Origin of the sequence: Cyclobacterium lianum, assembly GCF_900143075.1 — a bacterium.
GTDB lineage: Bacteria > Bacteroidota > Bacteroidia > Cytophagales > Cyclobacteriaceae > Cyclobacterium > Cyclobacterium lianum.
On sequence record NZ_FRCY01000005.1, the window covers coordinates 339,344 to 363,723 of the forward strand.

Annotated in this window: 20 protein-coding genes; 13 read left to right on the top strand and 7 right to left on the bottom strand. The window is 43.9% G+C overall.

Features of this window, described 5'->3' with window-relative positions; genetic code table 11:
- Positions 1-7: 7 nt before the first annotated feature.
- The gene (locus BUB19_RS10630) at positions 8-1,033 is read left to right on the top strand and encodes an outer membrane beta-barrel protein (RefSeq protein ID WP_073094509.1); all 1,026 of its coding nucleotides are present in this window, start codon (positions 8-10) and stop codon (positions 1,031-1,033) included.
- Between the two features lie 18 nt (positions 1,034-1,051).
- Positions 1,052-1,969 carry a DUF4097 family beta strand repeat-containing protein gene (locus BUB19_RS10635; RefSeq protein WP_073094510.1) on the top strand — a complete coding sequence of 306 codons (918 nt, stop codon included), beginning with the start codon at positions 1,052-1,054 and terminating at the stop codon, positions 1,967-1,969.
- Positions 1,970-2,112: 143 nt separating this feature from the next.
- Here BUB19_RS10635 and BUB19_RS10640 read toward each other — a convergent pair whose 3' ends face one another.
- Together BUB19_RS10640 and BUB19_RS10645 are read right to left on the bottom strand one after the other, a co-directional pair.
- Entirely contained in the window at positions 2,113-2,619 is a 507-nt protein-coding gene (locus tag BUB19_RS10640) for a hypothetical protein (protein WP_073094511.1), read from the bottom strand.
- Positions 2,619-3,719 (bottom strand): ferredoxin--NADP reductase, encoded by a 1,101-nt coding sequence (locus BUB19_RS10645; protein ID WP_178371477.1) that lies wholly within the window; start codon positions 3,717-3,719, stop codon positions 2,619-2,621. The genes BUB19_RS10640 and BUB19_RS10645 overlap by 1 nt, the downstream gene beginning before the upstream one ends.
- A gap of 202 nt (positions 3,720-3,921) precedes the next feature.
- Between BUB19_RS10645 and BUB19_RS10650 the strand changes: the two genes are divergently transcribed.
- The 3 genes from BUB19_RS10650 to BUB19_RS10665 all read left to right on the top strand — a co-directional run bounded on the left by BUB19_RS10650 (position 3,922) and on the right by BUB19_RS10665 (position 8,008).
- Positions 3,922-4,656 carry a DUF4397 domain-containing protein gene (locus BUB19_RS10650; protein ID WP_073094512.1) on the top strand — a complete coding sequence of 245 codons (735 nt, stop codon included), beginning with the start codon at positions 3,922-3,924 and terminating at the stop codon, positions 4,654-4,656.
- Between the two features lie 135 nt (positions 4,657-4,791).
- On the top strand, positions 4,792-6,135 hold the full coding sequence (gene purB, locus BUB19_RS10655) for an adenylosuccinate lyase (protein WP_073094513.1): 1,344 nt from the start codon (positions 4,792-4,794) through the stop codon (positions 6,133-6,135).
- 304 nt (positions 6,136-6,439) lie between these two features.
- Positions 6,440-8,008 carry a SulP family inorganic anion transporter gene (locus tag BUB19_RS10665; RefSeq protein WP_178371478.1) on the top strand — a complete coding sequence of 523 codons (1,569 nt, stop codon included), beginning with the start codon at positions 6,440-6,442 and terminating at the stop codon, positions 8,006-8,008.
- A 49-nt stretch (positions 8,009-8,057) separates the two neighbouring features.
- Here BUB19_RS10665 and BUB19_RS10670 read toward each other — a convergent pair whose 3' ends face one another.
- The 5 genes from BUB19_RS10670 to BUB19_RS10690 all read right to left on the bottom strand — a co-directional run bounded on the left by BUB19_RS10670 (position 8,058) and on the right by BUB19_RS10690 (position 12,504).
- On the bottom strand, positions 8,058-10,124 hold the full coding sequence (locus BUB19_RS10670) for an alginate lyase family protein (RefSeq protein ID WP_073094515.1): 2,067 nt from the start codon (positions 10,122-10,124) through the stop codon (positions 8,058-8,060).
- Positions 10,125-10,302: 178 nt separating this feature from the next.
- Positions 10,303-10,842: a hypothetical protein gene (locus BUB19_RS10675; RefSeq protein ID WP_073094516.1), complete on the bottom strand. Its 540-nt coding sequence runs from the start codon at positions 10,840-10,842 to the stop codon at positions 10,303-10,305.
- A gap of 134 nt (positions 10,843-10,976) precedes the next feature.
- Positions 10,977-11,165, bottom strand: coding sequence for a type II toxin-antitoxin system antitoxin (locus BUB19_RS10680; protein ID WP_073094517.1), 189 nt, complete (start codon positions 11,163-11,165; stop codon positions 10,977-10,979).
- 4 nt (positions 11,166-11,169) lie between these two features.
- On the bottom strand, positions 11,170-11,652 hold the full coding sequence (locus tag BUB19_RS10685; RefSeq protein ID WP_073094518.1) for a hypothetical protein: 483 nt from the start codon (positions 11,650-11,652) through the stop codon (positions 11,170-11,172).
- A gap of 3 nt (positions 11,653-11,655) precedes the next feature.
- A complete protein-coding gene (locus BUB19_RS10690) occupies positions 11,656-12,504 on the bottom strand; it encodes an SPFH domain-containing protein (RefSeq protein WP_073094519.1) in 849 nt (282 codons plus the stop codon).
- 554 nt (positions 12,505-13,058) lie between these two features.
- Between BUB19_RS10690 and BUB19_RS10695 the strand changes: the two genes are divergently transcribed.
- From BUB19_RS10695 to BUB19_RS10730, 8 genes are all read left to right on the top strand, one after another.
- A complete protein-coding gene (locus BUB19_RS10695; RefSeq protein WP_073094520.1) occupies positions 13,059-16,310 on the top strand; it encodes a S41 family peptidase in 3,252 nt (1,083 codons plus the stop codon).
- A gap of 602 nt (positions 16,311-16,912) precedes the next feature.
- Complete coding sequence (locus BUB19_RS10700; RefSeq protein ID WP_073094521.1) at positions 16,913-18,148, top strand: MFS transporter; 1,236 nt, start codon at positions 16,913-16,915, stop codon at positions 18,146-18,148.
- Positions 18,149-18,387: 239 nt separating this feature from the next.
- Positions 18,388-20,241, top strand: coding sequence for a hypothetical protein (locus BUB19_RS10705; RefSeq protein ID WP_073094522.1), 1,854 nt, complete (start codon positions 18,388-18,390; stop codon positions 20,239-20,241).
- A gap of 143 nt (positions 20,242-20,384) precedes the next feature.
- Positions 20,385-21,119 (top strand): DUF2589 domain-containing protein, encoded by a 735-nt coding sequence (locus tag BUB19_RS10710; RefSeq protein ID WP_073094523.1) that lies wholly within the window; start codon positions 20,385-20,387, stop codon positions 21,117-21,119.
- 7 nt (positions 21,120-21,126) lie between these two features.
- Positions 21,127-21,411 (top strand): hypothetical protein, encoded by a 285-nt coding sequence (locus BUB19_RS10715; RefSeq protein ID WP_073094524.1) that lies wholly within the window; start codon positions 21,127-21,129, stop codon positions 21,409-21,411.
- 4 nt (positions 21,412-21,415) lie between these two features.
- Entirely contained in the window at positions 21,416-21,964 is a 549-nt protein-coding gene (locus tag BUB19_RS10720; RefSeq protein WP_073094525.1) for a DUF2589 domain-containing protein, read from the top strand.
- A 34-nt stretch (positions 21,965-21,998) separates the two neighbouring features.
- Positions 21,999-22,991 carry a glycoside hydrolase family 25 protein gene (locus tag BUB19_RS10725; protein ID WP_073094526.1) on the top strand — a complete coding sequence of 331 codons (993 nt, stop codon included), beginning with the start codon at positions 21,999-22,001 and terminating at the stop codon, positions 22,989-22,991.
- 181 nt (positions 22,992-23,172) lie between these two features.
- Positions 23,173-24,291 carry a mechanosensitive ion channel family protein gene (locus BUB19_RS10730; protein WP_073094527.1) on the top strand — a complete coding sequence of 373 codons (1,119 nt, stop codon included), beginning with the start codon at positions 23,173-23,175 and terminating at the stop codon, positions 24,289-24,291.
- Positions 24,292-24,380: the final 89 nt, after the last annotated feature.

Below are 24,380 nucleotides of genomic sequence, written 5' to 3' on the forward strand. Positions count from 1 at the left end.
ATCAAATATGAAAAAGTATCTGATTGCCATTTTATTAATGGCGCTTGTGCAGCTAACATTTGGAAAAACAGGCTTCCAGGAAGAAAAGCCGGTAAATGATAGCATAATTGTCGAATTCGGTAAGTCGGGTAAAGTGGTATTCCTTATTGATAACCCAGAAGACTTTGAGCGACTGAAGAGCATGGATATCAACCAGATTATCAAAGAACTCAATATTCCCGAAACGGAAAGCGAGGGGGTAGTTACTGTCATAGAAATGAAGCAAAAGGACGGTAATAAAGAGATCGTAAGCATCTATGAAAATGTGGGAGAAACTGAAGTGAGTATTGGCAGGTACAAGATCATCGTGGATGAAACCGGCGACAGGACCAGGGTAAAAATGGAAACAAGCCCCAGGGAGAAAAAAGACCCCCCGTTCCGAACCCATCTCAACGTGGATCTGGGCATCAATAGCTACTTCCAGGAGGGCACGATACCTGGTGCCGGATCGGCATTTAGTCCCAAAGGATGGGGAAGCTGGAATGTAGGTTTTCACTGGATGGCAAGTCAAAGGCTGACAAAAGGTGCCTATTGGGATTTTGGCCTTGGAGCGAGTTGGTACAATTTTAAACTGGATAACCCAAGGTACCAGGCCATCGGTTCGGAAGATGGCATTAGCCTGGTCAACAGGACCGATGTGAATGGATTTAAAAGCAAGATATCCGCCTCATACCTCAATGTGCTCACCATGTTTAAGCTGGATTTCGGCAAAATTAACGACAACGGCAGAAATGGTTTGCGCATAGGCGTGGGGCCATATGCCGGCTATCGCCTTGGCGGACGAAGTAAATTCGTCTACCGGGAAATCGGTGGATCCGGCCGGAAAAAAGAAAAAGAACCCGCAGGAAGTTACCTGAATAATTTCAGGTACGGCATCAGGGGAGAAGTCGGTTTTAAAAGCATCACCTTTTATACGACCTACGATTTAAATCCTCTTTTTCACAATTCACTCAGTCCGGAATTGCACCCATTCAGTTTCGGAATAGTATTTTAATTTAATCTCTTGTTTGCTATGAAAAGACACATAAAAATTTACCTCTCACTGGCCATCTTGTTTGTAATAAGCATGTTTTCAGCTCAGGCCCAGGATCTTATCGAAAAAACATTTTCGGGAATTGAGAAGCTGGAAATCAAATCAAGTGGTATCGCTATCGACTATACAGGCCAGGAAGGCTTGAATGAGATACATCTTGAAGCAAAGCTTGGACCAAATGAGAACACCGACAAGTCTTTGCTGATGGTAACGGTAGGCAATACCTTAAAAATCGCCTATGATCCTCCCCGGGAAAACTGGACATCGAAAAAGCACATCCACCTGAAAGGTCCCGCCAATATGCTATTGGACATCAAGAGCGGTTCGGGTTCCCTGGCTGTTTCTGGTATCCGGTCCGATGAAACCCACCTGGAGGTAAGCTCAGGACAGATCAATGCATCCAACCTGCATGGAGCGGTCTGGATAAATGGCAGCTCCGGCAACCTGAATCTCCGAAATATCAAAGGAGATGTTTCCTGCAGGCTGACATCGGGAAATGCCTCCCTCTCAAACATAGAGGGCAACCTCAATTTTAAAGCTACGAGTGGCCAGCTAAAGGCCGAAAATATATCCGGTCTATTGAATGCCGGGCTCACTTCAGGAAATATCCGGCTGGACAGGGTAGGAGAATTGGGTAACCTTGAAATTACATCCGGAAACATCAAAGCCAACCATGCAGGCCTCGGTGAATCCACCCAATTCAGTGGATCTTCAGGCAATATTCAAATCAGCACGGCAAGTGATTTTAATGCCTTCAATTTTGATTTGCGTGCAGGATCGGGTAATATCCGCATTGACCGGCAGTCAAAGGCCAAATCTCTTGTCATCCAGAACGGAGATTATCCAACCATCAGGGGCAAGATAAGTTCAGGAAACATCGTCATCCAGCCCATCTGAAACCGAAAACCCACAGGTACATGACCTGAGTATCAGAAAAGTACTGAAGCTGCCGGGGAATCAGCACCGACAGCTTTTTTCAGTCCACCAAACTTGGACTCCAGCCTTTTGTGCTGCCATGGGCCGGAATACCTGGTTTCTATTCAATCCTCTCTTCGGTTGATTTCATAAGCCATTTCCCTTTCCTCATTCTTCAGATGCAAGGCTTTGACAAGCCTGTCCGGAGTGGGCTTCGCAAGTGAAACAAAAATCAGATTCAAGGCATAGGTAACTGTGAAAATCTGGTTTTCATATACAATCAACCCAAGTGCACTGAGCAAGCCTGCCCAAAACAAATACCAGTACCTGCGGACTGCGGCTTTGCCGTAAAGCAACAATTTATCGCTCAACGCGATCGCAGAATTTTTGGCCGGGAGGATCCTTTTTTGGAAGGAATTATACTGAAGAAATAAAAGCCATAGAATGGCTGCCAAAATCAGGTAGAGAAAGACAGGAGATATCTCAGGCAGGTAAACTTCCCTGTTGCCACTACTGGTATACAAATAGGCAAAGGAAAAAACCGGCAAAGGGATTGCGATCAATACCAGAACCTTGGTTTCCAGCAATCTGAAGCTTTTTTTCAGCTCAAAAACCTGACTATCCCTGTCCATTATTCGATCTGTATGACTACATCCTCGCCTTTGGGTTTTGATGAACAACAAAGAATATAGCCATCCTGGATTTCCTGCTTACTCAAACCGGCATCTTCATTCATCACTACCTCTCCCGCTATCAATTTACCCATGCAGGCCGTACACAAGCCACTTTGACAAGAATAAGGCATATCCAAGCCCTCATCCAGACCAGCTTCCAATATGGTTTTTTTGGGGCCCACATCAAAAGCGTACTCCTCTCCTCCCAAGATGATTTTCACCGGGCGGCTTACAATGTCTTCGGGATCGATTTGAGCACTTTCATTCTTTTTTTCCAGGTAAAAACTTTCCGTAAGGACGATGTCCCGGGGTACTTCAAGGGAATCAAGTGCAGATAAGGAAATATTCATAAGGCCCTCAGGACCGCATACAAAAAACTTTTGATTTTGCTGATAGGATATGAAATTTTCACGGTAAAAACGCTTCACCTGCTCTTCGTTTAATCTGCAGGAAACCTTATCGGGACTACTTCCGGATTGGCTCAAATGATGATTGATCATGAGGCGCCCAGGGTATTTAGACTGGAGATCTTCAAGTGCCTCCCTGAAAATAATCATTTCCCTTGACCGGCTGCAATACAACAAATGGACCCGCGCCTGAGGCTCGTTGACCAGAATGGACTTTAGTATGCCCATGATCGGCGTTATTCCGCTCCCGCCCGCAATCATGCCGTAAACCTGCTGGTTTTCTGAATGGTAGGTAGTCACAAAATTACCCAGTGGCTTCATGATCGTGATCCGTTTGCCCGGGAAGAAATTATCGATGACATAATTCGAAACCAAACCTCCCTCTAGCCGCTTTACGGTGATACCTGGAAAAGGGTCGACATATGGAGAAGTGCAGAGGCTGTAGGACCTTCTTACCTGCTTGCCGTCTATTTCCAGGATTAAAGTTAGATATTGACCGGGCTGATAGTCCAGAAAAGGTTCTGGCTGTTCAAAGTAAACGGTCATGGTGTCGGGAGTTTCCTGCACGGTCTCCCTTATTCTCAAAGTCAAATAATTATCTTCTTTCTTTTCGGATTTTTCTTTATTCCGATTAAATAAATTAAACAACATTGCCTCTTTTTATATATTTTCTTTCTTAATCAAAATTAACAGTCCTGCATTCAATTACCTACAGGCAAAAATTATTTTTTAATATGCTAACTGCCAGTCCATCCTTTAGGTTCTGTAATTGCCTGAAATTTTATTCATGGAGATTGTAGCACTTCCAGTCCGGATAACGTATTGGATGCAGAAGATTAAACCAAACTATTGAATGAAAACGCAAATGTTAAACTACCTGAAGAAAAGCATCCTGAATCAAAAGAGGGCATGGATCCTGTTTCTCATCCCGCTAAGCTTTTCCTGCCTGGATATGGACCAGGAAAATGTGGAGAACACCCCTACCGCCTATGTCTCCTTTTTTAACGGAACCAGTGCAGATAATGCAATCAAAATTGAAGTAGATAGCAGGGTCTATGACCGAAAATCGTTTGATTTTGGACAATACATTGACTACTGGTATTTCTATACAGGTGAAAGGGATTTCTCTTTCAAGGATCCCGTAAGCCAGCAATCCTACCTGGACACGACCGTAAATCTGGAGATTGAAAAGGTCTACTCCTTTTTTATGACTGAAGACGACAGTCAGTTGAAAACCATTTTTGCAGAAGACAATCTGGAGACCCCGGAGGAGGGCAAGGCATTGCTTCGCCTGGTGCACCTTTCCTCAGACAGTCCGGAGGTAAACATTTACCAAAGAGATAAAAATGACCCCGTAATCAGCGATCAGTCCTTCCTGGAAATTACTGATTTTGTGTCCGTAGATGTGGGAGAAACCGATCTGATTTTAAAATCGAAAGGGCAAAACAGTGAATTGGCGAGAATTAATGACATCACACTCAGAGAGGGGAGGATTTACAGCCTGATCATCAGGGGGAAAATGCAGGCAGAAGGAAACTCAGCAGATGCACTCCGCCTGCAGTTAATCAGAAACTACCCCAATTATTAGAAAACTATTCCAACTTATAAATAAAGGGCTCTCCTGTCGGGGAGCCTTTTTTTATTTCATATTATTCCAAACGCATCATAGCCATTTGAATAATTAGGATTAATTTTGTGGCCTGAAACAAGCATCCTTCTAGCTATGATACTGACTCCGTTGTCCGCAATTTCATCCATCGATGGTCGCTACGCGTCCAAAACAAGCCCGCTGATGGCGTATTTTTCGGAATTTGCTTTGATCAAATACAGAGTGCATGTAGAAATCGAGTATTTTATTGCCCTCTGCGAGCTTCCCCTGACTCAATTGTCTGCAGTGGACCCATCTCAATTTGAGGCCATCAGAAATATTGAAAAGCATTTTGAGGAGAAAGATGCGCAGGCCATCAAAGAAATTGAAAAGACAACAAACCACGATGTCAAGGCCGTAGAATATTTTCTAAAGGAGCGATTTGCAAGCCTGGGTTTGGAAAACGTATCTGAATTCATTCATTTTGGTCTTACTTCGCAGGATATCAACAACACAGCCATTCCGCTGATGTACCGCGATGGAATAGAGCAGGTAATCTTGCCGGAGATAAAGAAAATTGTGCAGAAAATATCCGAGCGGGCTTTGCAATGGGATGCTGTGCCCATGCTGGCCAAGACCCACGGCCAACCCGCATCTCCTACCCGTCTTGGCAAGGAATTACAGGTGTTTGTAAGCCGCCTCTCCGGACAATTGGACCTGATGAAGTCCATTCCCTTTGCTGCAAAATTCGGAGGAGCGACCGGTAACATGAATGCACACCTGATCGCCTATCCGGAAATAGACTGGAAAAATTTTGCCGATACATTTGTTTCCGGAAAGCTTGGCCTTACCCGCAGTTTCCCCACTACCCAAATCGAACATTATGATCATTTGGCTGCGCACATGGATGCGCTCAAAAGAATCAATACTATATTTTTAGATTTCAGCAAAGATATATGGCAATATATCTCTATGAACTATTTCAAGCAGCGTATCAAAGCCGGTGAGGTAGGTTCATCTGCTATGCCACATAAAGTAAACCCCATAGATTTTGAAAATGCGGAGGGTAATCTGGGAATAGCCAATGCCCTGCTGGAACATTTGTCTGCAAAGCTTCCCGTGAGCAGATTGCAGAGAGACCTGACAGACAGCACTGTGCTGCGTATACTGGGAGTCCCACTGGCCCATATGTTGATCTCTCTGCTCTCCATAGAAAAGGGCATCGGCAAACTCGAACTAAATCAGGATGTGATCAACAAAGACCTCGAGGACAACTGGGCAGTCGTGGCTGAAGGCATACAAACCATCCTGCGGAGAGAAGGGTACCCGAAGCCTTATGAAGCCTTAAAAGCCCTGACGCGTACCAATGAAAAGATAAGTCAGAACTCATTGAAAGCGTTTATTGCTACGCTGGATGTGAATGAAGCCGTGAGAGAAGAATTGGAAAAAATAAGCCCTTTTACCTATACAGGGATGTAAAACGCCTACTTTCAGGCAAGTTATCTTTACCAAGACTTGACTTTTATTGCTCAATAATCGAATTTTATTACAGAGATTCCTGCAAATTTGGTTTGGCGTGCATCATTGGGATTTGCAAAACATGAATAGCGGATACCCAAACCTACAAAACCATATCCATTAATATAAATTTTATTTATTTGAATTATAAAAAATAATAATCTTGCCGATTCTTCGCTTGAGTCATTGAGGCAGAATTCGATTTCCTTCTGCTGGCAAAAACGAATAAATAACAAGAACTAACAATAATCTAAAATAGCATACTATGTTGAATAAGAAAGGTTACTTTTCACATTTGGGATCGGATCTACCGGCAGGACTAGTCGTCTTTCTGGTTGCCCTGCCACTTTGCCTGGGTATCGCCCTCTCCTCAGGTGCCCCGCTTTTTTCGGGTGTGATTGCAGGGATCGTAGGAGGGATAGTAGTCGGGTTTCTTTCGGGATCCCACACAGCAGTATCTGGCCCGGCTGCGGGGCTGACAGTAATCGTTTTAAATGCCATCGAAGATCTGCAGGCTTATGAACTCTTTCTGACGGCCCTTGTTCTGGCCGGCATCATTCAATTTGCATTGGGTGTCATCAAAGCCGGAGTGATCGGATACTATTTTCCGACATCGGTCATTAAAGGCATGCTGGCCGGTATCGGTATCATCCTTATCATTAAACAAATACCGTTTATATTTGGCACGAATTCCAGTGAACTGGTGGAGGATTTTATTCCTCTGGTGAACGATTTACAGGCAGTGATGGCGCTTCAGTCTCTTCGAGAGACCATAGATTACGGGGCTGTGATTATCGCAGCAATTTCCTTACTGATACTGATCGCATGGGAAAAGCCTGCCATCAAAAACCACCGTTTTCTGCAATTTATTCCAGGCCCCTTACTTGCTGTAATGTTAAGTATTGGAATAAACAAATTTTTTAAATTTGTCATTCCGGGCACGGGTCTGTATGTGGATGCCGAAGACAAAGTAACACTTCCGGAAATATCCGGGTTCTCGAGCCTGGGCGAGCACCTTTTCTTTCCTGATCTTTCGGGAGTCTTTATTCCTGAGGTTTGGGTTATTGCCATAACGATCGCTATCATTGCCAGCCTGGAGACGTTATTATGCCTGGAGGCTTCGGATAAAATTGATCCCCAAAAGCGGGTGTCACCTCCAAACCGTGAATTACTGGCACAGGGAGCCGGAAATTTTGTCAACGGTATGGTGGGAGGTATGCCCATCACCGCTGTTATCGTAAGGAGCTCCGCAAATATCAATTCCGGAGCAAAAACAAAAATGTCAGCAGTTTTCCATGGAATCTTGCTTCTTGTCAGTGTTTTGCTTATACCCAATTTACTGAATTTGATCCCGTTGGCGAGTTTGGCCGCTATCCTATTGGTGATTGGGTATAAACTGGCCAAAATATCCCTCTTTAAATCCATGTATAAATTGGGTTTGGACCAGTTTCTACCCTTCCTGATTACCATTCTTGGCATTATTTTCTTTGATTTGCTAAAGGGAATAGGGATGGGCATGATTGTAGGCATTGTCTATATCCTGAAAAGGAACTATAAAAACTCTCACTTTTTCAAAGATGCCCGGGAGGATGACGCAAATATCGTTCACATCATCCTGGCAGAAGAAGTAAGCTTTTTAAACAAAGGTTCACTGATCAAAACCTTAAAACAGGTGGGAGAGAACAAAAAAGTCATCATTGATGGCACCAATTCCAGAATCATTGATTATGATGTAATTGAAGTGATCAGGGACTTTCAGGTCAATGCCAAAGAAAAGAATATTACAGTAGAGGTCATCAATATTGACAAAGAAAACACTACTGTTTTAAATTAAATTGAAATCACGGATCTCCCATTAAAAAAACATGGGAGATCCTTATGGTTTATTCAATATTTTCGAGTTCAGCAGCATAGCTGTTTAGAAAAGGGATAGTCAATTGCCACTTTTGGTTCTCCCGTACAATTTCCAATTTCACCCGGTTTTCATTTTCACTCAGGATCCTGGCATCCGGCAGGGACTCATCGCCTCTATGGGGCACCAACAGCCAAACCAGATTTTTTGAATTGTTAGTAGCTATTTCGTATGCACTTACAGAATTGGGTTCATACAGGTTATATTCCGGACTGTACCAGCCTTGGATATCCGGTTCTTCCTGGCCCCTGATCATTCGGACTTCATGGTCTCGTTGGTTTCCTACCGGGACAATGGACAACTTATCCCCTCCCTGCTCACCTGTCACCATCTTTTCGTTTTGGGACAATGTAATATCGGGATGCCAATGCCATAGCGCCGTTAGCTTACGGGCTTGCCCGGTGAGTACCCGGTCCACTACCACCCAAAATTCATCGCGAACATAGAAAAGGCTACGAATGTGGGTCACCTGGCTTTCCATTCCCTCAAATTGGTCAAAGCTTTGAGAAGCGTAATCAAAATCTGCTGCTATTTTTACATATTTCTGATCCAATGCTTCAACTGCGTGAGTAGGGCCTGGGAGTTGGCCCTTGTCGTCAATGAGTAGCAGATTATGGCCTCGGCTACTTCTGGCATAAGGCCTGAATTTCTCTGCAACAGCACCGGTATAGGCAAATCTGCCGGCATCCACCAGAAAATCTTTTCCGAAAGCCGCAAGAGAAAGGTGCAATTTATCATTGTGCTGGTGTCCGCTCCCCCAGGGTCCCACATCAAAAAACGACCAATGTGCTTCAGGATCAAATCCACTTCTGGATATCAAATGCCCCGCCCAGGGAAAAAAGTAGGAAGGACCTGATTCAGGAGCAGAGCCTTTTTCACCATTAGTCGCTATAAAGATCCAATCCGCCTGATTAAATTTTTCCGCACCCTGTAGGATCAGCTCACGGTCGCTTCCCCGGTCTCCATCATTATTGAGAAGTCGGTGTCCGTCTGGTCGTACTGCATGGGCTATATAAGCATACATATCCTTGATGGTACTGGTAAAATAATCAGGTAGCTCCCGTCCGGCTTCCTTGCAAAGCGATTGGAACAACTCAAAATTATGCATGGACACATTGTGGTAGTGGGAGGCAAGTTCGGTTTGTACTCCGTCTGGATAAACCTGGTCCTTCATGCTTTCTACCATGGATTCGACGGCATAATCCAACCACTCATCAGATTTCTTAAACTCCGGAAAATAGGCTGCAATGGTAGCCAGAGCAGAAATCTCCATGGTAAGCCAGTTGTTACCCCCATGAAAGTTCCGGCTGTAATGAGCATGGTCCGGCAGACTGCTCAGGATCAGCAGACGGGTGGCCGGAGAAAGGTATTCGCTGTCCAACATACCGTAGAAGACCCTGGACCAGGCTTTGGCCCTGGCGGCTACCTCCAGGCCTCTCCAGATGGATCCTGTCCCTTTCTCTCCAGGGTAAGGCATGCTTTTGATGATAAAATCCCGCAAGAACAAATCCATATATTCCGCATACCTGGGATTACCGGTTTCAAAATACGCATGCATCACTTGCATCAACTGACTGTGTCGGTTTGAAAGCCATGCCCATTCTCTGTCATTATTTGGACCCTTATAATACCAGTCCCGGTGTCCATCAGGCAGCACCGGCACTTTGCCTCTCACATTCTGAATGGTAAAAATATCCTGCAAAATGGTATCTGCGGCGGCAACCCTTTGCGATGTTGGCGAGGCCGGAAGCTCTTTTCTCAGTGAAAGGCCATTGGCACTGTTTTCATAATAATCCAGTAATTTCTCCGCTGCCTCCACCCATTTGTCCTGCGCTACTGCTGCCTCCACCATATTTAAACCGGAACGACTTAAATCCAGGTGATCGAAAATACCTCTAACTGTTTCAGGATAAGCCTGGTAAAGATCTTCAGCAGTCTGGATGGCTTGCCAATTTTTCTGCGCCGATACTTTGATTACGGCAATCAGAGTGATAAAAAGAATCAGCAGGCATTTTTTGGGTTTTGAATTTATACACATCACTTTTCAAAATTGTTCATTATTAAATGTACCTAAAAACAGCAAAAAATACCTGTCATTTCGGAGGTCTTATGAAAAAAACCGGATCTGTGCTTGCCCGATGCTACTAAAAAAAGAAGGTGTTTACCAATAAACAATCAAATGTCTACAGCATTATCAGAAATAAAAAAATTCTGATTCACTCCGACAACAAATCTTCTAACTCCTTTAATATGGTTTCAGCTTCCTCCCTTTTCAACTCAAAAGCCTCGTCATGTGAGGCATTATTCAAAAAATGCTTCCAATGCTTTTCCGCCTTTTTCAACGTTCGGGGACTGATATCGAATTCGGTATAATCGAGGTGAACTTTGGCCAGTGCAGCCGCTTTGAAGTTACCAAAAAGGTAGATGCGAAACAGGTCCACAAACTTTTGGCTTAAATCAAATTCTTCCAACAAAGAAACCAACCCGCCATTATGGGTATGGTTAGCGGGTTTATGAATGACAGCCAATAGCGCATTTAATGATTTGTCACTTTCCTCCGGTATCATGGATAAAGTCTTCGCCGCCAGAAAAGCGTCTTCCATATCTCCTTCGTTCATTACCTGTATCAACTTATTACGTATCTCTGGGTTTCCCATGCGGGCCAGGTGCTCTCCATATTTTAAAGGCTCTTCCTGGTTCTTGTCCAGCATTTTCTCCAGTAAGCCATTGATTTTTTGTTCCTGTTCTTCAGTCATAAATTTAATATTGAATGATTAAATCCTTATTGAAGGTTAATTTTAGCAATTATTTCAAAACAAAAAACAATCCCACAAAAATTCGGGGATTGCAAGACAATTTAAACCAATTGGATTGGAACTGAGCATTACAGTTACCCTGAATCATTATCAGACTGGTTTTGCTGGTTTTTTTTAGGAAGCCGGCCTGCTTTTTTTAAAGCATCGTGAATTAGCCACTCCAGCTGTCCGTTGGTGCTTCTGAATTCATCCGCTGCCCACTTTTCCACAGCCTTCATCATTTTCTCATCTATCCTCAGGGCGAAGGGTTTCTTTTGCGCCATTTTATTATTTTACGAGTTTCCAATTTTCCCATGCTGCCATCAGTTCCTCCGGTTTTTGGGTACTCAATACAAAACTACCCTTTTTCAGGTGAACCCTTATGGCATGCCTTACACTGAAAATGTAACGCCACTCTCCGCTCAGGCTGTACCTGATCCCGATGCCTCCTGTTCTCCAGGTTGCACGGGTAGAGACAGGTTCAATATGCTGAATGTTCTCCCAGGAATACTTTTTCCAGGAATTGACAAAAGGCGGACTCTTAAAACTTAGCCCCCAATCATCCATCCTGATTTCCAGCTTCATCGTCAGTAACAACCATAAAACCAAGCCCATTACAGCCATGAGCAGTGTCAGGGCAATGCTATCCTGAAGGCCGGCATCTCCGAAGAGAGTCCTCAACAGCTGAATAATACCAAAAAGCAGCGAAAGAACCAGAAAAAGGGGAAGCAACCAGATTTTTCTGAGGTATTGCTCTTCCTTAAAAACCATGATCTATGAGTTGAGGGTTCCTACATTCACTACCGGACTGGCATTTTTGTCCGAGCAGAGTACCACCATCAGGTTGCTGACCATGGCCGCTTTCTTCTCGTCTTCAAAGTCGATGATTCCTTTGATTTTCAAATCATCGAGAGCCATCTCCACCATGCCAACCGCCCCATCCACGATCATTCTCCTGGCTGCCACTATGGCTGTTGCCTGTTGCCTTTGCAACATGGCGGAAGCTATCTCCGAGGAGTAGGCCAAATGGGAAATCCTGGCTTCGATCACTTTTATCCCGGCATGTTGCAGGCGGTCACTGATTTCATCCTCAAGGGACTTATTTACATCCTCCACCCCGGAACGAAGGGTCACTTCTGCATGTTCGTCCTCAAAATTGTCGTAAGGATAGGTCCCGGCCATTTTTCTGACTGCGGCATCTGCCTGAAGGTGCACGAAATTCTCGTAGTCATCTACATCGAAGGACGCCTTAAAGGTATCCTCCACCTGCCAGACCACAATGGTACCTACCATTACCGGGTTACCGATTTTGTCATTCACCTTTAATGGTTTGTTTTCAAAATTTCTTACCCGCAATGAAATCTTCTTTTTACTTATAAAGGGATTGACCCAGAAAAAACCATCCGCTTTCACCGTACCTTTATAGGATCCGAAAAGCAGAAGCACCATGGCTTTATTGGGCTCTACGATAAAAAACCCGGGAAGAATAAGAAAGAATGCCAGTGCGACCGGAAAGGCCAAAAGAAAGGCTTTTACTGCAAAGGCAAAAATGGTGAGGGCCAGAAGGCCTAAAGCTACAAGGATAAACAAGTATCCGGACTGGGGTTTTACAACTTTCTCCATACTATTTTAATATTAAATTGATATCATTTTAATTATACGAAATAATTTTCAGTCGGTTCGGTTATATTGAATTAATTATCAGGGCTATGCCTTAAAACAGACGGATCATCATATTTTTTCTAATTTCCCGTGCCGGACAGACCTGATCCTACCTGATAATCTAAAGAAAAAATAAACAGGTTGACCTTGCTTTAGCGCACACAGCATCAATTGAGGTTGTAACCTGAACCTGGCTCAGGTTTTCCCGTTGGGATACGAAAAAATTACCAGGAATCATAAATGCTGTCCGGAAATGGGACGAAAGTGTCCAGATAAGAAGCAAATCACTCTGCTGCTAATATCGTTATTTGTTTGAATGTGAGGCTGATAATAAAATGGCATGGTACTGGATCAATTATCCCGAGAATGGATTACATCGTCTATTTACCCGAATAACTGCTTATATTTAAAACCATTAAATCCAATTTCTGGTCGTTGTTTTAAACAAATATTTGTTTTTGAGATAAAAAATTACCATTGTCCGCCGACACTTCAATTGTAAATAATTATTAGTTATGAAAGGTAAAATATTCACTCTGTTTATACTGATGGTGACCTGGCCAGGATTTAGGGCCAGCGCACAAATTGATGCTAAAATTGCCCAATACCCGGATGTCTCCTCCACATCTATAACGTTTTCCTATGGAGGAGACATCTGGATAGTGCCAAAAAAAGGTGGGCTTGCCCAACGGTTAACCAGCGCAAATGGGGAAGAATCGTTTCCCCGATTTTCCCCTGATGGATCTGAGATAGCTTTCAGTGCGAATTATGATGGAAATGTGGACGTATATGTGATGCCTTCAGAGGGGGGTGTACCGGAACGAATCACCCACCATGGAATGAGTGACAGGGTAGTAGATTGGCATCCGGACGGCAAGCATCTGATTTTTGCTTCAGGAAGAGAAAGTGAAAAACAGCGCTTTTCACAATTTTACCAGGCAACTTCTCGCGGAGGATTCCCTCATAAGCTTCCTGTACCCTATGGCGAGTTTGGGATGCTTTCTCCCGATGGACAGAAAATTGCCTATACTCCTAAAAGTCGTGCGTTCCGAACCTGGAAGCGGTATACAGGGGGCATGGCTACCGATATTTTTATTTTTGATCTTGAGAATTTTGCTGCCGAAAACATCAGTAACAGCCCCTATAACGATGAATTTCCCATGTGGGCTGAAAACGAAAACATCTATTTTCTTTCTGACCGGGGTGAAAACCAACGCAATAATATCTGGCGATATGATTTGAAAGAAAAGTCTTTGCATCAAATCACACATTTTATGGATTTTGATGTGCATTTTCCAAGCCTGGGATCCGGAGATATCGTTTTTGAAGCTGCTGGCAAAATTTATCTTCTGGATCTAAGCTCAGAAAAATATGAAGAAGTGGCAATACAGGTCAGTGCTGATCTGGCCACTTTGATGCCGCGGAAAATCAAAGTTGAAGAACATTTGGCCAATGCCTGGCTGGCATACGATGGCAATCGTGCAGTGGTGGAGGCAAGGGGAGAATTGTTTTCGGTACCGGCCGTAGATGGAGCAGTGATCAACCTCAGTCAAAGTCCCGGTGTTGCGGAGCGCTATCCCTCCTGGTCTCCTGACGGCAGGTACATTGCCTATTGGAGCGATCGCACGGGGGAGTATGAATTAACTCTTAGAGATATGGAGATCCCCGGGGAGGAAACAACCTTAAGCGATTATGGGCCAGGATACCGTTACCGTATTTTTTGGTCGCCGGACAGTGAGAAAATGGCCTTTATAGATAAGACCATGACACTGTACATTTACGATTACAACACAAAAGTCACCACCCGGGTCGATCAAATGAAATTCCTATATGAAGGGGGATTGAGAAATTTTTCGGTTTCCTGGTCTCCGGATAGTCGATACATTACGTTTGAAAAGGACTTGGGTAACCGGAAAACTGCCATTGCCATATACGACTACCAGGAGAAATCCCTTCAGCAGGCGACATCGGGTTTTTATGACGACCAAAACCCAGTCTTCGATCCGGAGGGAAAGTTTATCTTTTTTATTACCCAAAGAAATTTTGACCCTGTATACAGTGATTTTGAAGGAAGTTGGGTATATGTCAACAGCAGTCAACTGGCGGCAATTCCCCTTTCAAGAGAAACGCCTTCCCCGCTTTCCCCTAAAAATGACCATACCCCGGTAAAGGATGAAACAGAAGAAAAACCCAAGGAGGAAGAAGATACTTCAGAAAAGAAGAAAACAGAGACAGAAATCACTACCATAGACTGGGAGGGAATGGAAGAGCGATTGGTAATTTTACCTCCTAAGGCTGGAAATTACAGGACCATGGGCGCTGCAAAAGGTAAAGTGACCTATTTGAAATATCCGGTGGCTGGTACTCCGGAGGCCAGGGCCGACCTGGTTTACTATGACATGGAAGAAAGAAAAGAACATACCATTCTGACAGAAGTGGACGGGTACCAATTGTCGGCAAATGGCAAAAAGGTACTTGTCAATAGCAATGGTTCATTGGCGGTAATCCCAATGAACAAAGACCAGAAAATAGAGGAAAAATTGCCCCTCTCAAAAATGGAAATGACGTTGGACCCAAAAAAGGAATGGAGGCAGCTCTTTATGGACACCTGGCGTTTTGAAAGAGATTTCTTCTATGACCCCAACATGCATGGGGTAAATTGGGAAGCCATGAAATCCCGTTACGAGAAACTGCTGGACCATGCCATTACCCGTTGGGATGTCAATTACATTTTGGGGGAACTGATCGCTGAAATTTCGGCATCACATACTTATCGGGGAGGCGGTGATACAGAAAAGGCGCTCAGTAAGCAAACAGGTTACCTGGGTATAGATTGGGGATTGAAGGAGGGAGCCTATTATATAAAAAAAATCATTCGTGCAGCTGCCTGGGATACGGAGGTCCGGTCCCCCCTGACCCAGCCTGGCATCGGGATAAAAGAAGGTGATTTTATCCTGGCAGTCAATGGCCTACCTTTGGATACAGGCAGGGATCCCTGGGCTCTGTTTGAAGGATTGGCTGAAGAAACAGTTGAGCTGACAGTCAACCACACTCCGGAAATCAAAGGGGCGAGGAAGGTATTGGTCAGGACCCTGGCAGATGAAACCCGGCTTCGAAACCTGGCCTGGATAGAATCTAACAGAAAAAAAGTAGCCGAGGCTACCGGGGGAAGGATCGGCTACATTTATGTGCCAAGCACGGGTCAGGATGGACAGGAAGAACTGGCCAGGATGTTTTACGCACAGTTTGACAAAGAAGGCCTGATTATCGACGAACGCTTTAACAATGGCGGCCAGATTCCCGATCGGTTTATAGAATTGCTAAACCGCCCTGCCCTTGCTTTTTGGGCGGTGCGAGATGGACAAACCTGGCAGTGGCCTCCGGTGGCCAATTTTGGTCCCAAAGTCATGTTGATCAATGGCTGGAGCGGCTCCGGTGGGGATGCATTTCCTGATTATTTCAAAAAATCCGGTTTAGGGCCCTTGATCGGTACCCGAACCTGGGGAGGATTGATAGGCATCAGCGGAGCACCCAACCTGATTGATGGAGGTAATGTAACGGTGCCCACTTTCCGGATGTATGATCCTGACGGGGATTGGTTCAGGGAAGGTTATGGTGTCGACCCTGATATTGGAGTCCCGGAAGACCCCACTCAGTTGGCACAGGGAAAAGATCCCCAATTGGAAAAGGCCATTGAAGAGGTATTGCATTTGCTGAAAATCCAACCAAACAATACACCTGTCGTTCCAGCCTATGAGGAAAAATAATGTGTATAACTTGAGTTTTTATCAAATTTATCTGTGTAAAAATTGTTTACAAATAAAATCTTATAAAATTGCTAATGGTTCAATAACTCACTATATTTAACAGTATCAAGTAAGAGATAAAAGATCGGAAGTAAAGTTCCGGGCAAGGGTAAGGACACAGGATAGAGAACGAAATGTACAGCGTCCGAAATGACACTGTTTGAAACGGGAAACCGCAGATGTTCCATAATCCAATGCCGATTTCCGAAAGGATTTAAGTGTAGTGTCATCGATACCTAAAGTCATTCCTCTGGGAAACTGGAGAAAAATCAAAATAACTGTAGCTTGGCATGATATGAAGACCACGGTCTTTACATCGTGAAACGGGAAATATTCACTAAGAATGCTTCCCGTTTTTGTTTTTATCCGGTTTCGGCAGCACAGGTTTCCATACCGCTAATAAAAAAATACACCTTCCTCTCCCTACCCTCTCAAACCGGTATTTTGTCATTCTTCACAATTTTTTACAAAAGCCAATAGATAAAATCATTTTTTTATATATTGTCGAAAAGTTTTGATTAATCAACCTCAAACAATATTTAAAACTTCTAAACCCAATCTCAATGAACGAAAACATCAACAAAAGCGCGCTCTTTAACGGGAGTTGTTTTGCTTTGATTACCACCGCCTTTACGTTTAGTATCAGGGCTGGGATCTTGCCGCAGCTTGGAGAAGATTTTGGCCTTTCCGCATCTCAACTTGGCTTTATCAATTCCATGTGGTTTTTGGGATTCCCCATCTCGATGATTATTGGGGGTATAGTCTATCACTCGTTTGGTGCTAAAAATATCATGCGGGTAGCTTTTGTCGCCCACACCCTGGGTATCTTGCTCACCATTTACGCGGGGGGCTATACTACATTGCTGATTTCCACACTTTTTATCGGATTTGGTAATGGCTGTACCGAAGCAGCCTGTAATCCAATGATTGCAGACATGTACTCCGGGGTTAAAATGAACAAAATGCTTAACCGCTTCCACATGTGGTTTCCCGGCGGCATCATGTTGGGCGCTATCATTTCCAACGTAATGACTACGATGAATTTGGGTTGGGAGGCACAGATGTGGATTACCATGGTACCGACTGTAATCTATGCAGTACTCTTTTACGGAAAAGCATTTCCAAAAGCAAAAGTGGAAGGAGCTACCTCCCTTGGAAATAATTTCAAGGCCTTGTTCAGCCCGGTCTTCCTGTTTTTGTTTGTTTGCATGTCGCTCACAGCCATTTCGGAATTTGGACCTCAGCAGTGGGTCAACATCGTATTGGCTAACAGTGGTGCCAACGCCATGATTATACTTGCATTGACTACAGGAGTAATGGCAGTAGCCAGATTCTTTGCAGGCCCGGTCGTTGAAAAATTGGGGCAGACTGGCGTATTGCTGGCCGGGTCCATCCTTGCCACTATAGGAATCTATCTATTCAGCATGGTTACCGGAGGAATTGCCTATTTTGTAGCCATCATTTTTGCCTTGGGAGTAGCTTACTTCTGGCCGGTAATGGTAGGTGCTGTAGCCCAGCGAGTACCGCTCAGCGGCGCATTGGGCATGTCTATTATTGGTGGCGTAGGTATGTTTTCAACGGCCATCTGGCAACCCATAATTGGTGGTTGGATCGACAGCTCCAGGGAAACCATGAGAGCCGAGGGTTTTTCAGGTGATGAGCTCGAATTGATGGCAGGTCAGGAAACTTTGCAGAACATGGCTTTATTTCCCGCCATCCTGATCGTACTCTTTATTATATTTTTCTTCTGGCAGAAGAATTCAAAAAAAACAGAAATGGTGAGCCCGGTTTCTCATTAAGAAAAATCATTCACAGAATAACTAAGGGAGTCGATAAAAATCGGCTCCCTTTTTTTTGGACTTAAGAATACCTGGTGGTAAAAGGTTTATTTTCAATTATTATTAAATCTTTGTTGTTTGTGCACTCCCATTGATAATTAAAAAAGGCGCTTTAGGATTGGTTAAATTTTTATACTAAATTTAAAAACAGAATATCTGGCTGATATTCAAGCCATATGGCAAACCAAACAGCATGAGTCGTGACCAAGGTTACTTTTTTTATACTGGCTACATTTATTCAGTTGGGGAATATTCAGGCGATCGGCTTTCAGCAGGAGGTAGATAATTTTGACAGCCTTCGCTTGCTTTTGGATCTTTCCAATCAATTGGCCTATACCCATCCCGAACGATCCTATTCCTATGCCCTGCAGGCATATGAGACCGCCAGATTTTCTACCTCTCCCGCAATCCATTCTGAGGCTGCCCAGGTGCTTGGATACAGTTATTACGATCAAAGAGAATATGGGAAGGCAGAAAAAAAATTTCTCGAAGCCCTGTCCATCAGCAAAAGGTACAAGATGGACACCTTAAATGAAAAAAACCACAACGCGCTCTATCAGCTTTACCGCAGAATGGAAGATTTTGACAGGGCAAAAACACATATTGATCTGGCACATGACTTTGCCATTGCGAATGGAGACCCAATACGGTTGGCCAATATTCTGAAAGGAAAAGGGCAGTTATTTAAAGAAATGGGGATATTGGAAAAAGCCGTGTCAAGTCTCCTCCTGGCCATCCAGGTAATCCAAAGTAAGCACAAACCACTGGACTACCCCTTATTTATCGACTGTGAAACAAGTCTGGCACTGGTCTATACGGAAATGGAGGACCATAACAAGGCCAGGTATTACCTGATCAGTGCCCTTGACCATGCAAAGACCCAACAACTAGCCGTCCAGACCCTTTATGCGCACCTTAATTTGGGATTGGTTTATAAAAAGCTGGCTGACAACTCCGGGCAGGAAAGTTTGTATGATTCCGCCAGGGCGCATAACATCCTGGCGCTTTCTCTCGCAGAAAAGCAACATCGAAAACCAGAAATCGCCATGATCCTGAATAACATGGCCTTCCTGGCCTTCGAGCAACAAGAACTTTCCGAGGCGAAAAGACTCCTTTCCAAAGCCATACCGATCAAGATTGAAATGGGCAACCACAGAAGCCTGGGTTATGCCTATTGGTTAAAAGGAAAAATTATCGCTGCCGAAAACCGGTCACTGGATGCTGTAAAAGTCTACCAGGAAGCCATTTCCTATGCCCGGAAGGGAAAAGCTCTTTCCCTACACAGGGATTTGCTAGAAGATCTTTCTGAGGAATATTACAAACAAAAAAACCTGCAGGCCTATCGCGCTAGTCTTCAGTTAAAAGAAAAATTAGCTGACAGCCTGATCAACCTGGAGAAAGCCAAAAATATTGCCAGTGCCGAAATGCTTTACCGCCAGGAGAAAAATACGGCATCAGCGCAAATCCCGAATGCATTCCCAAAAGAAACAACTGCATCCATTCAAATAGGCCTCGCGCTACTGGCATTGTCAAGTTTCATTTTTTTAGTCTACTTTTATTACAGGCTAAGCATTAAAGAAAAATTGCTTCGTGTTTTCGACACACAACTCAGGGACAGTAAAAAGAAACAGGAAAAGTTACAAAAAAAACTGCTGGTCTACTCAGAAAACCTGGCCAACTCCCTGAATAAAAACCAGGAACTGGTTAGGGAGCTGGAAAAATCGGCTACTAACTATGCCCGGCAGGAAGCCCTGGAGGCTTTGGCTCAATTCAAGATTTCAAGACAGGAAGATTGCCGCACTTTCAGGTTGTTGTTTGAAAAAGCATTTCCGGGGTATTGGGAACTCTTGAAAAAAGATCTTCCCCAACTAACTGAAAACGAACTGATGTTGGGAGCTCTTTTCAAACTGGGATTCAGCACCCAGGAAATGGCTTCGGTATTAGGGATTTCCTACGATGGTACCAAGAAAGCCAGATACAGGTTTAAAAAGAAAATCAGCAGCCTTTCAGAAAGCCATAAAAATGGGCAGTTCTCCAATGGTATGACCAAATAACCGTCCAAATTGAAAATTTGGTCTGCCTGCGGTATTGTCTACTTTTTGTCCACCCCTGGTTTTAAAACAATTCGTAGAAAGAATAGCATATTACCTCCTGCAAAACAGTATATATATTTTTAACCAAAAAAAATCAAAATAAAATGGCAGAAGGTTTAGTAAACATGTCAGATCAATTCAAGGGATTACCCATGCAGGACCTGATCGGAGGCCCCCTGAATGCAGCGGTATCAGCGAATGTTAGACTGGCACAGGCAACAGCGGATATTATCAATACCGTAGGATTTACCCAAGTCCCGGTAGACAAAAAGCCAGGGGAGTTCACCACCGGTGCCGCCCGGATGCTGGACTTTGAATTTGAAAGGCCTGGTATATATGTGCCAGAAGTCAGTGATAAAAATCCAAATCCAACACCACAGCGAACAATAGAGGAGGTAAAAATCCGCGTACCCATGTTGGCAGTAGTACCCATCCCCAACCTTCAGGTAGACACCGTAGACATTACCTTTGACATGGAGGTAAAAAGCTCAACCTCCGAGACCAGTTCTACGGACATGAATGCCTCTGCGGACGTGTCCGCCAAAATCGGATGGGGGCCGGTAAGTGCCACAGTAAAAATTCATGGCTCGGTGGCTACTCATAAAGAAAACACCAGAAGCTCGGACAATTCCGCCAAATACCACGTGGAGGTAACTGCTTCCAATCATGGTACTCCGGAGGGCCTGGCCAGGGTACTGGACATGATGGAAACAGCTGCAACTCCTATGGATGTAAACGTCGCACCTCTGGAGGCTGCTGGCAAAAGAGATCCAAAAACCGGCAAACTGGTGGATACCAAACCGGTAAGTCCGGATGGGTCTCACCCATCGCTCAGCTGATTATACAATGATCCAACAGCAAAACAAGGCAGCTGATTTGGGGGATGTTACCTATGTAAAAAGAGTCAGCATAGGTAACATCAACCCCAACCACCCACTCAATGAGGAGCAACAGGAAAATCAAATGGCCCTATTGAATAAATGTCTCAACGAATACCCGAAAGGCAGGATAATCGGAAAAGACATTTCTGTTGGCGTTTTTCAGGTGGGGGACCACCAGATCACCCTACAGCGAACCACCTATCATGTGGGATTTTTAAGAAAACCTGTATGGTTGGAGAAAAACAAATAAGCTCATGGCGAAAACGATAAAACTGGATAACCTGCTTCAAGCCATTCACCAGGCTGTGCTCGAAGCCCAGTTGCTCACCGAACAGCAACACCTGGAGCAATTGGACAGGTATTTTGAATGGCCTGAAGATGAAAACAAGAAAAACGAAGAAATGGCGGCCCATATGCACAGAAATGGAGGGATCGCCAAAACCTGGGCAGTAGAAGTACCGAACATGGATCCCAATGCCGAAAAAGGCAGCACGACGACCATTCAGGTTCCATTAATGAGCCTTATTCCCCCAACAGCCATAAAAATAAAAAATATGGAGGTTGAATTTAAGGTCGCCCTGGGCAATTTGGTGGAAGACCGGAAAGCAGGCCGGAATCTTTTCAAAAAAAATCAGCCCCGGGAAGAGGACCAATCCCTTGGAATTGACCTGGGAGGAGTGTCAGGGGGCGGCTTTTTCGGAAAAAAATCTTCTCTGGCAAAAATAAAAATAAGCTTTGAGGCAGGAGAACCCGCAGAGTCCTTCCTCAGGATCAATGACCACCTGATTAAATCCATTATCTAAACCATAGGAATGGCCAAATCGATCCTTTGGACCTATGAGCAAAAGGGAAATGTACAGAAGAATTGTATTTATCATGCTGCTTGGTTTTTTTACAATGAGTATCATGCTCCTTGTGATTTTACTTAATATGACCGGCATCGTGAATCTGGGTCAAACTGTGCACGAACACCACATCTATCTCAACCAGAATACATCAGGAGAACCGGAGCATCTTGATTCCATGCAGGTTCAACTGGCTGCAGGTCCTTTGTTTTTTGCGGGCCACTCCGCTCCTGGTGAGTCTGGAGAAATTACATTCAGAGGGCACCACTATGACAGTATACTCCGGATGTTTAACCTGCAGGATGAAGCCTGGAGCCCGGGACACCAAACTCATGGCTACTATGGCATAGATGTTTCTCATTGGCAAAATGCCATCAACTGGTCACAAGTAGAAGCTGACTCCCTCCCACACAAAATTCATTTTTCACTGATCAAAGCCACACAGGGTAGGAAATCCACAGATCCCTATTTCCAGGGAAACTGGAAAGCCGCAGGAAAAGCCGGCATCCTTCGGGGAGCCTACCATTTTTATCAATACAAAGACCCACCGCTGGACCAGGCAAAGCATTATATCAGGCAGGTAAACCTGAAAGCAAACGATATTCTACCTATCATAGATGTAGAATTGGATTGCACGGGCTGCAGCCGCCCGGAAATTTCCAATACCCTCCTGATTCAAAATCTGAAAATTTATTTGGGAGCAATTGAAGATCACTTCCAGGTAAAACCTATCATTTACACTTATGAAGCCTTCTACGAAAGTCATTTAAAGGGGCACTTCGATGATTACATTTACTGGATGGCTAAATTTTCAAGCAAAGCCCCAAAGTCATTTGTTGTAAAAGCCGACTCAACTTCTACCCTTTTGCCCGAAATCGCCATGTGGCAGTTTACGGATTCGGGAAAAGTAAAGGGAATCGCAGGAAAAACAGATATGAGCTTCCTTCCAGCTACATTAAAAGCCAAAATTTTGATTCAGCCCTGATACCTCTCAAGTCAAACCCCTCCAATTTTAACACAGGTAAAAATAGCCCTATACTGTTTTAGTCAAGCTTTATTTTGTTAAATTTGATGAAATCATATGGTGACTAATGACAAATCCATACCATTTAAACTACCTTATGTTCTTTTTTTCTTCTTAAATCCCAACCAAATTTCCACTTGCAATGATACAAGAATATTTAAACCAGGAATTCTGGAACAACAGCATGCAGGATTATTTACAGGCTTTTGCCTTTATTCTTCTTGGCATACTGGTTATCAAAGCATTTAAAAGGACCTTGTTTAAAAAAATCAAACGACTGACGGAAAAAACCGACAACAGCTTCGATGATTATCTGTTTGAGATTATAGAAAAGTTTGTACTTCCCGCCATCTATATTTCTATCGTATTCTGGGGCATACAGATGCTGACCCTCACTGAAAAGATAGCCTATGCGATTTCTACGGGTCATAAAGTCGTACTGACCTATTTTTTCATTCGGATAATCGCCAGCTTTATCATCATGGCACTTCGCACCTATGTGAGGAGGCAGGAAAACGGTGAGGAAAAGGTGAAACAGATCGGTGGAATCATCATTATCGTAAATGTGCTGATTTGGAGCATGGGTATCCTATTCTTGTTTGATAATATGGGATATGATGTTACGGCCATTGTCACCGGCCTGGGAATAGGCGGTATCGCAGTAGCCCTCGCAGCCCAGAATATTCTTGGAGACTTATTTAACTACTTCGTGATCTTTTTTGACCGGCCTATCGAAATTGGCGATTTTGTAGTGGTGGATGACAAGAATGGTATTGTAGAAAAAATCGGCATCAAAACTACCCGAATCAAAACCCTGTCCGGAGAGGAACTGGTCGTGGCCAATAGTGACCTGACCGGATCCAGGATCCACAATTACAAGAAAATGCAGCGGAGAAGGATTTTATTTGGCGTTGGCGTAACCTATGAAACCCCGGTCGGTAAATTAAAACAGATCCCGGATCTACTTCGGGAAATTGTGGAAAAGCAACACCCGGTAACCTTTGACAGGGCTCACTTCAAAGGTTTTGGTGATTCCAGTCTGGATTTCGAAATTGTATATTACATTGAGGATGCAGCCTATAATACCTATATGGACATACAACAACAGATCAACTTTGAGATCTTTGAAAAATTTTCTGCCATGGACGTATCCATTGCATTTCCTACAAGAACTTTGTATGTCAGAAATGAAAATGACCAAAAATTTAATATTGAAACATATGGAAAACAATTCCAAACTTCTGAAAAATCAAATACCTAAGGAGTTGGAACATCGATATTTTAAGAAAATACCAACCTCTCCGAAGCTACCCCGTTCCTATCCGGTACGGCAACAAATAAAATGGTTTG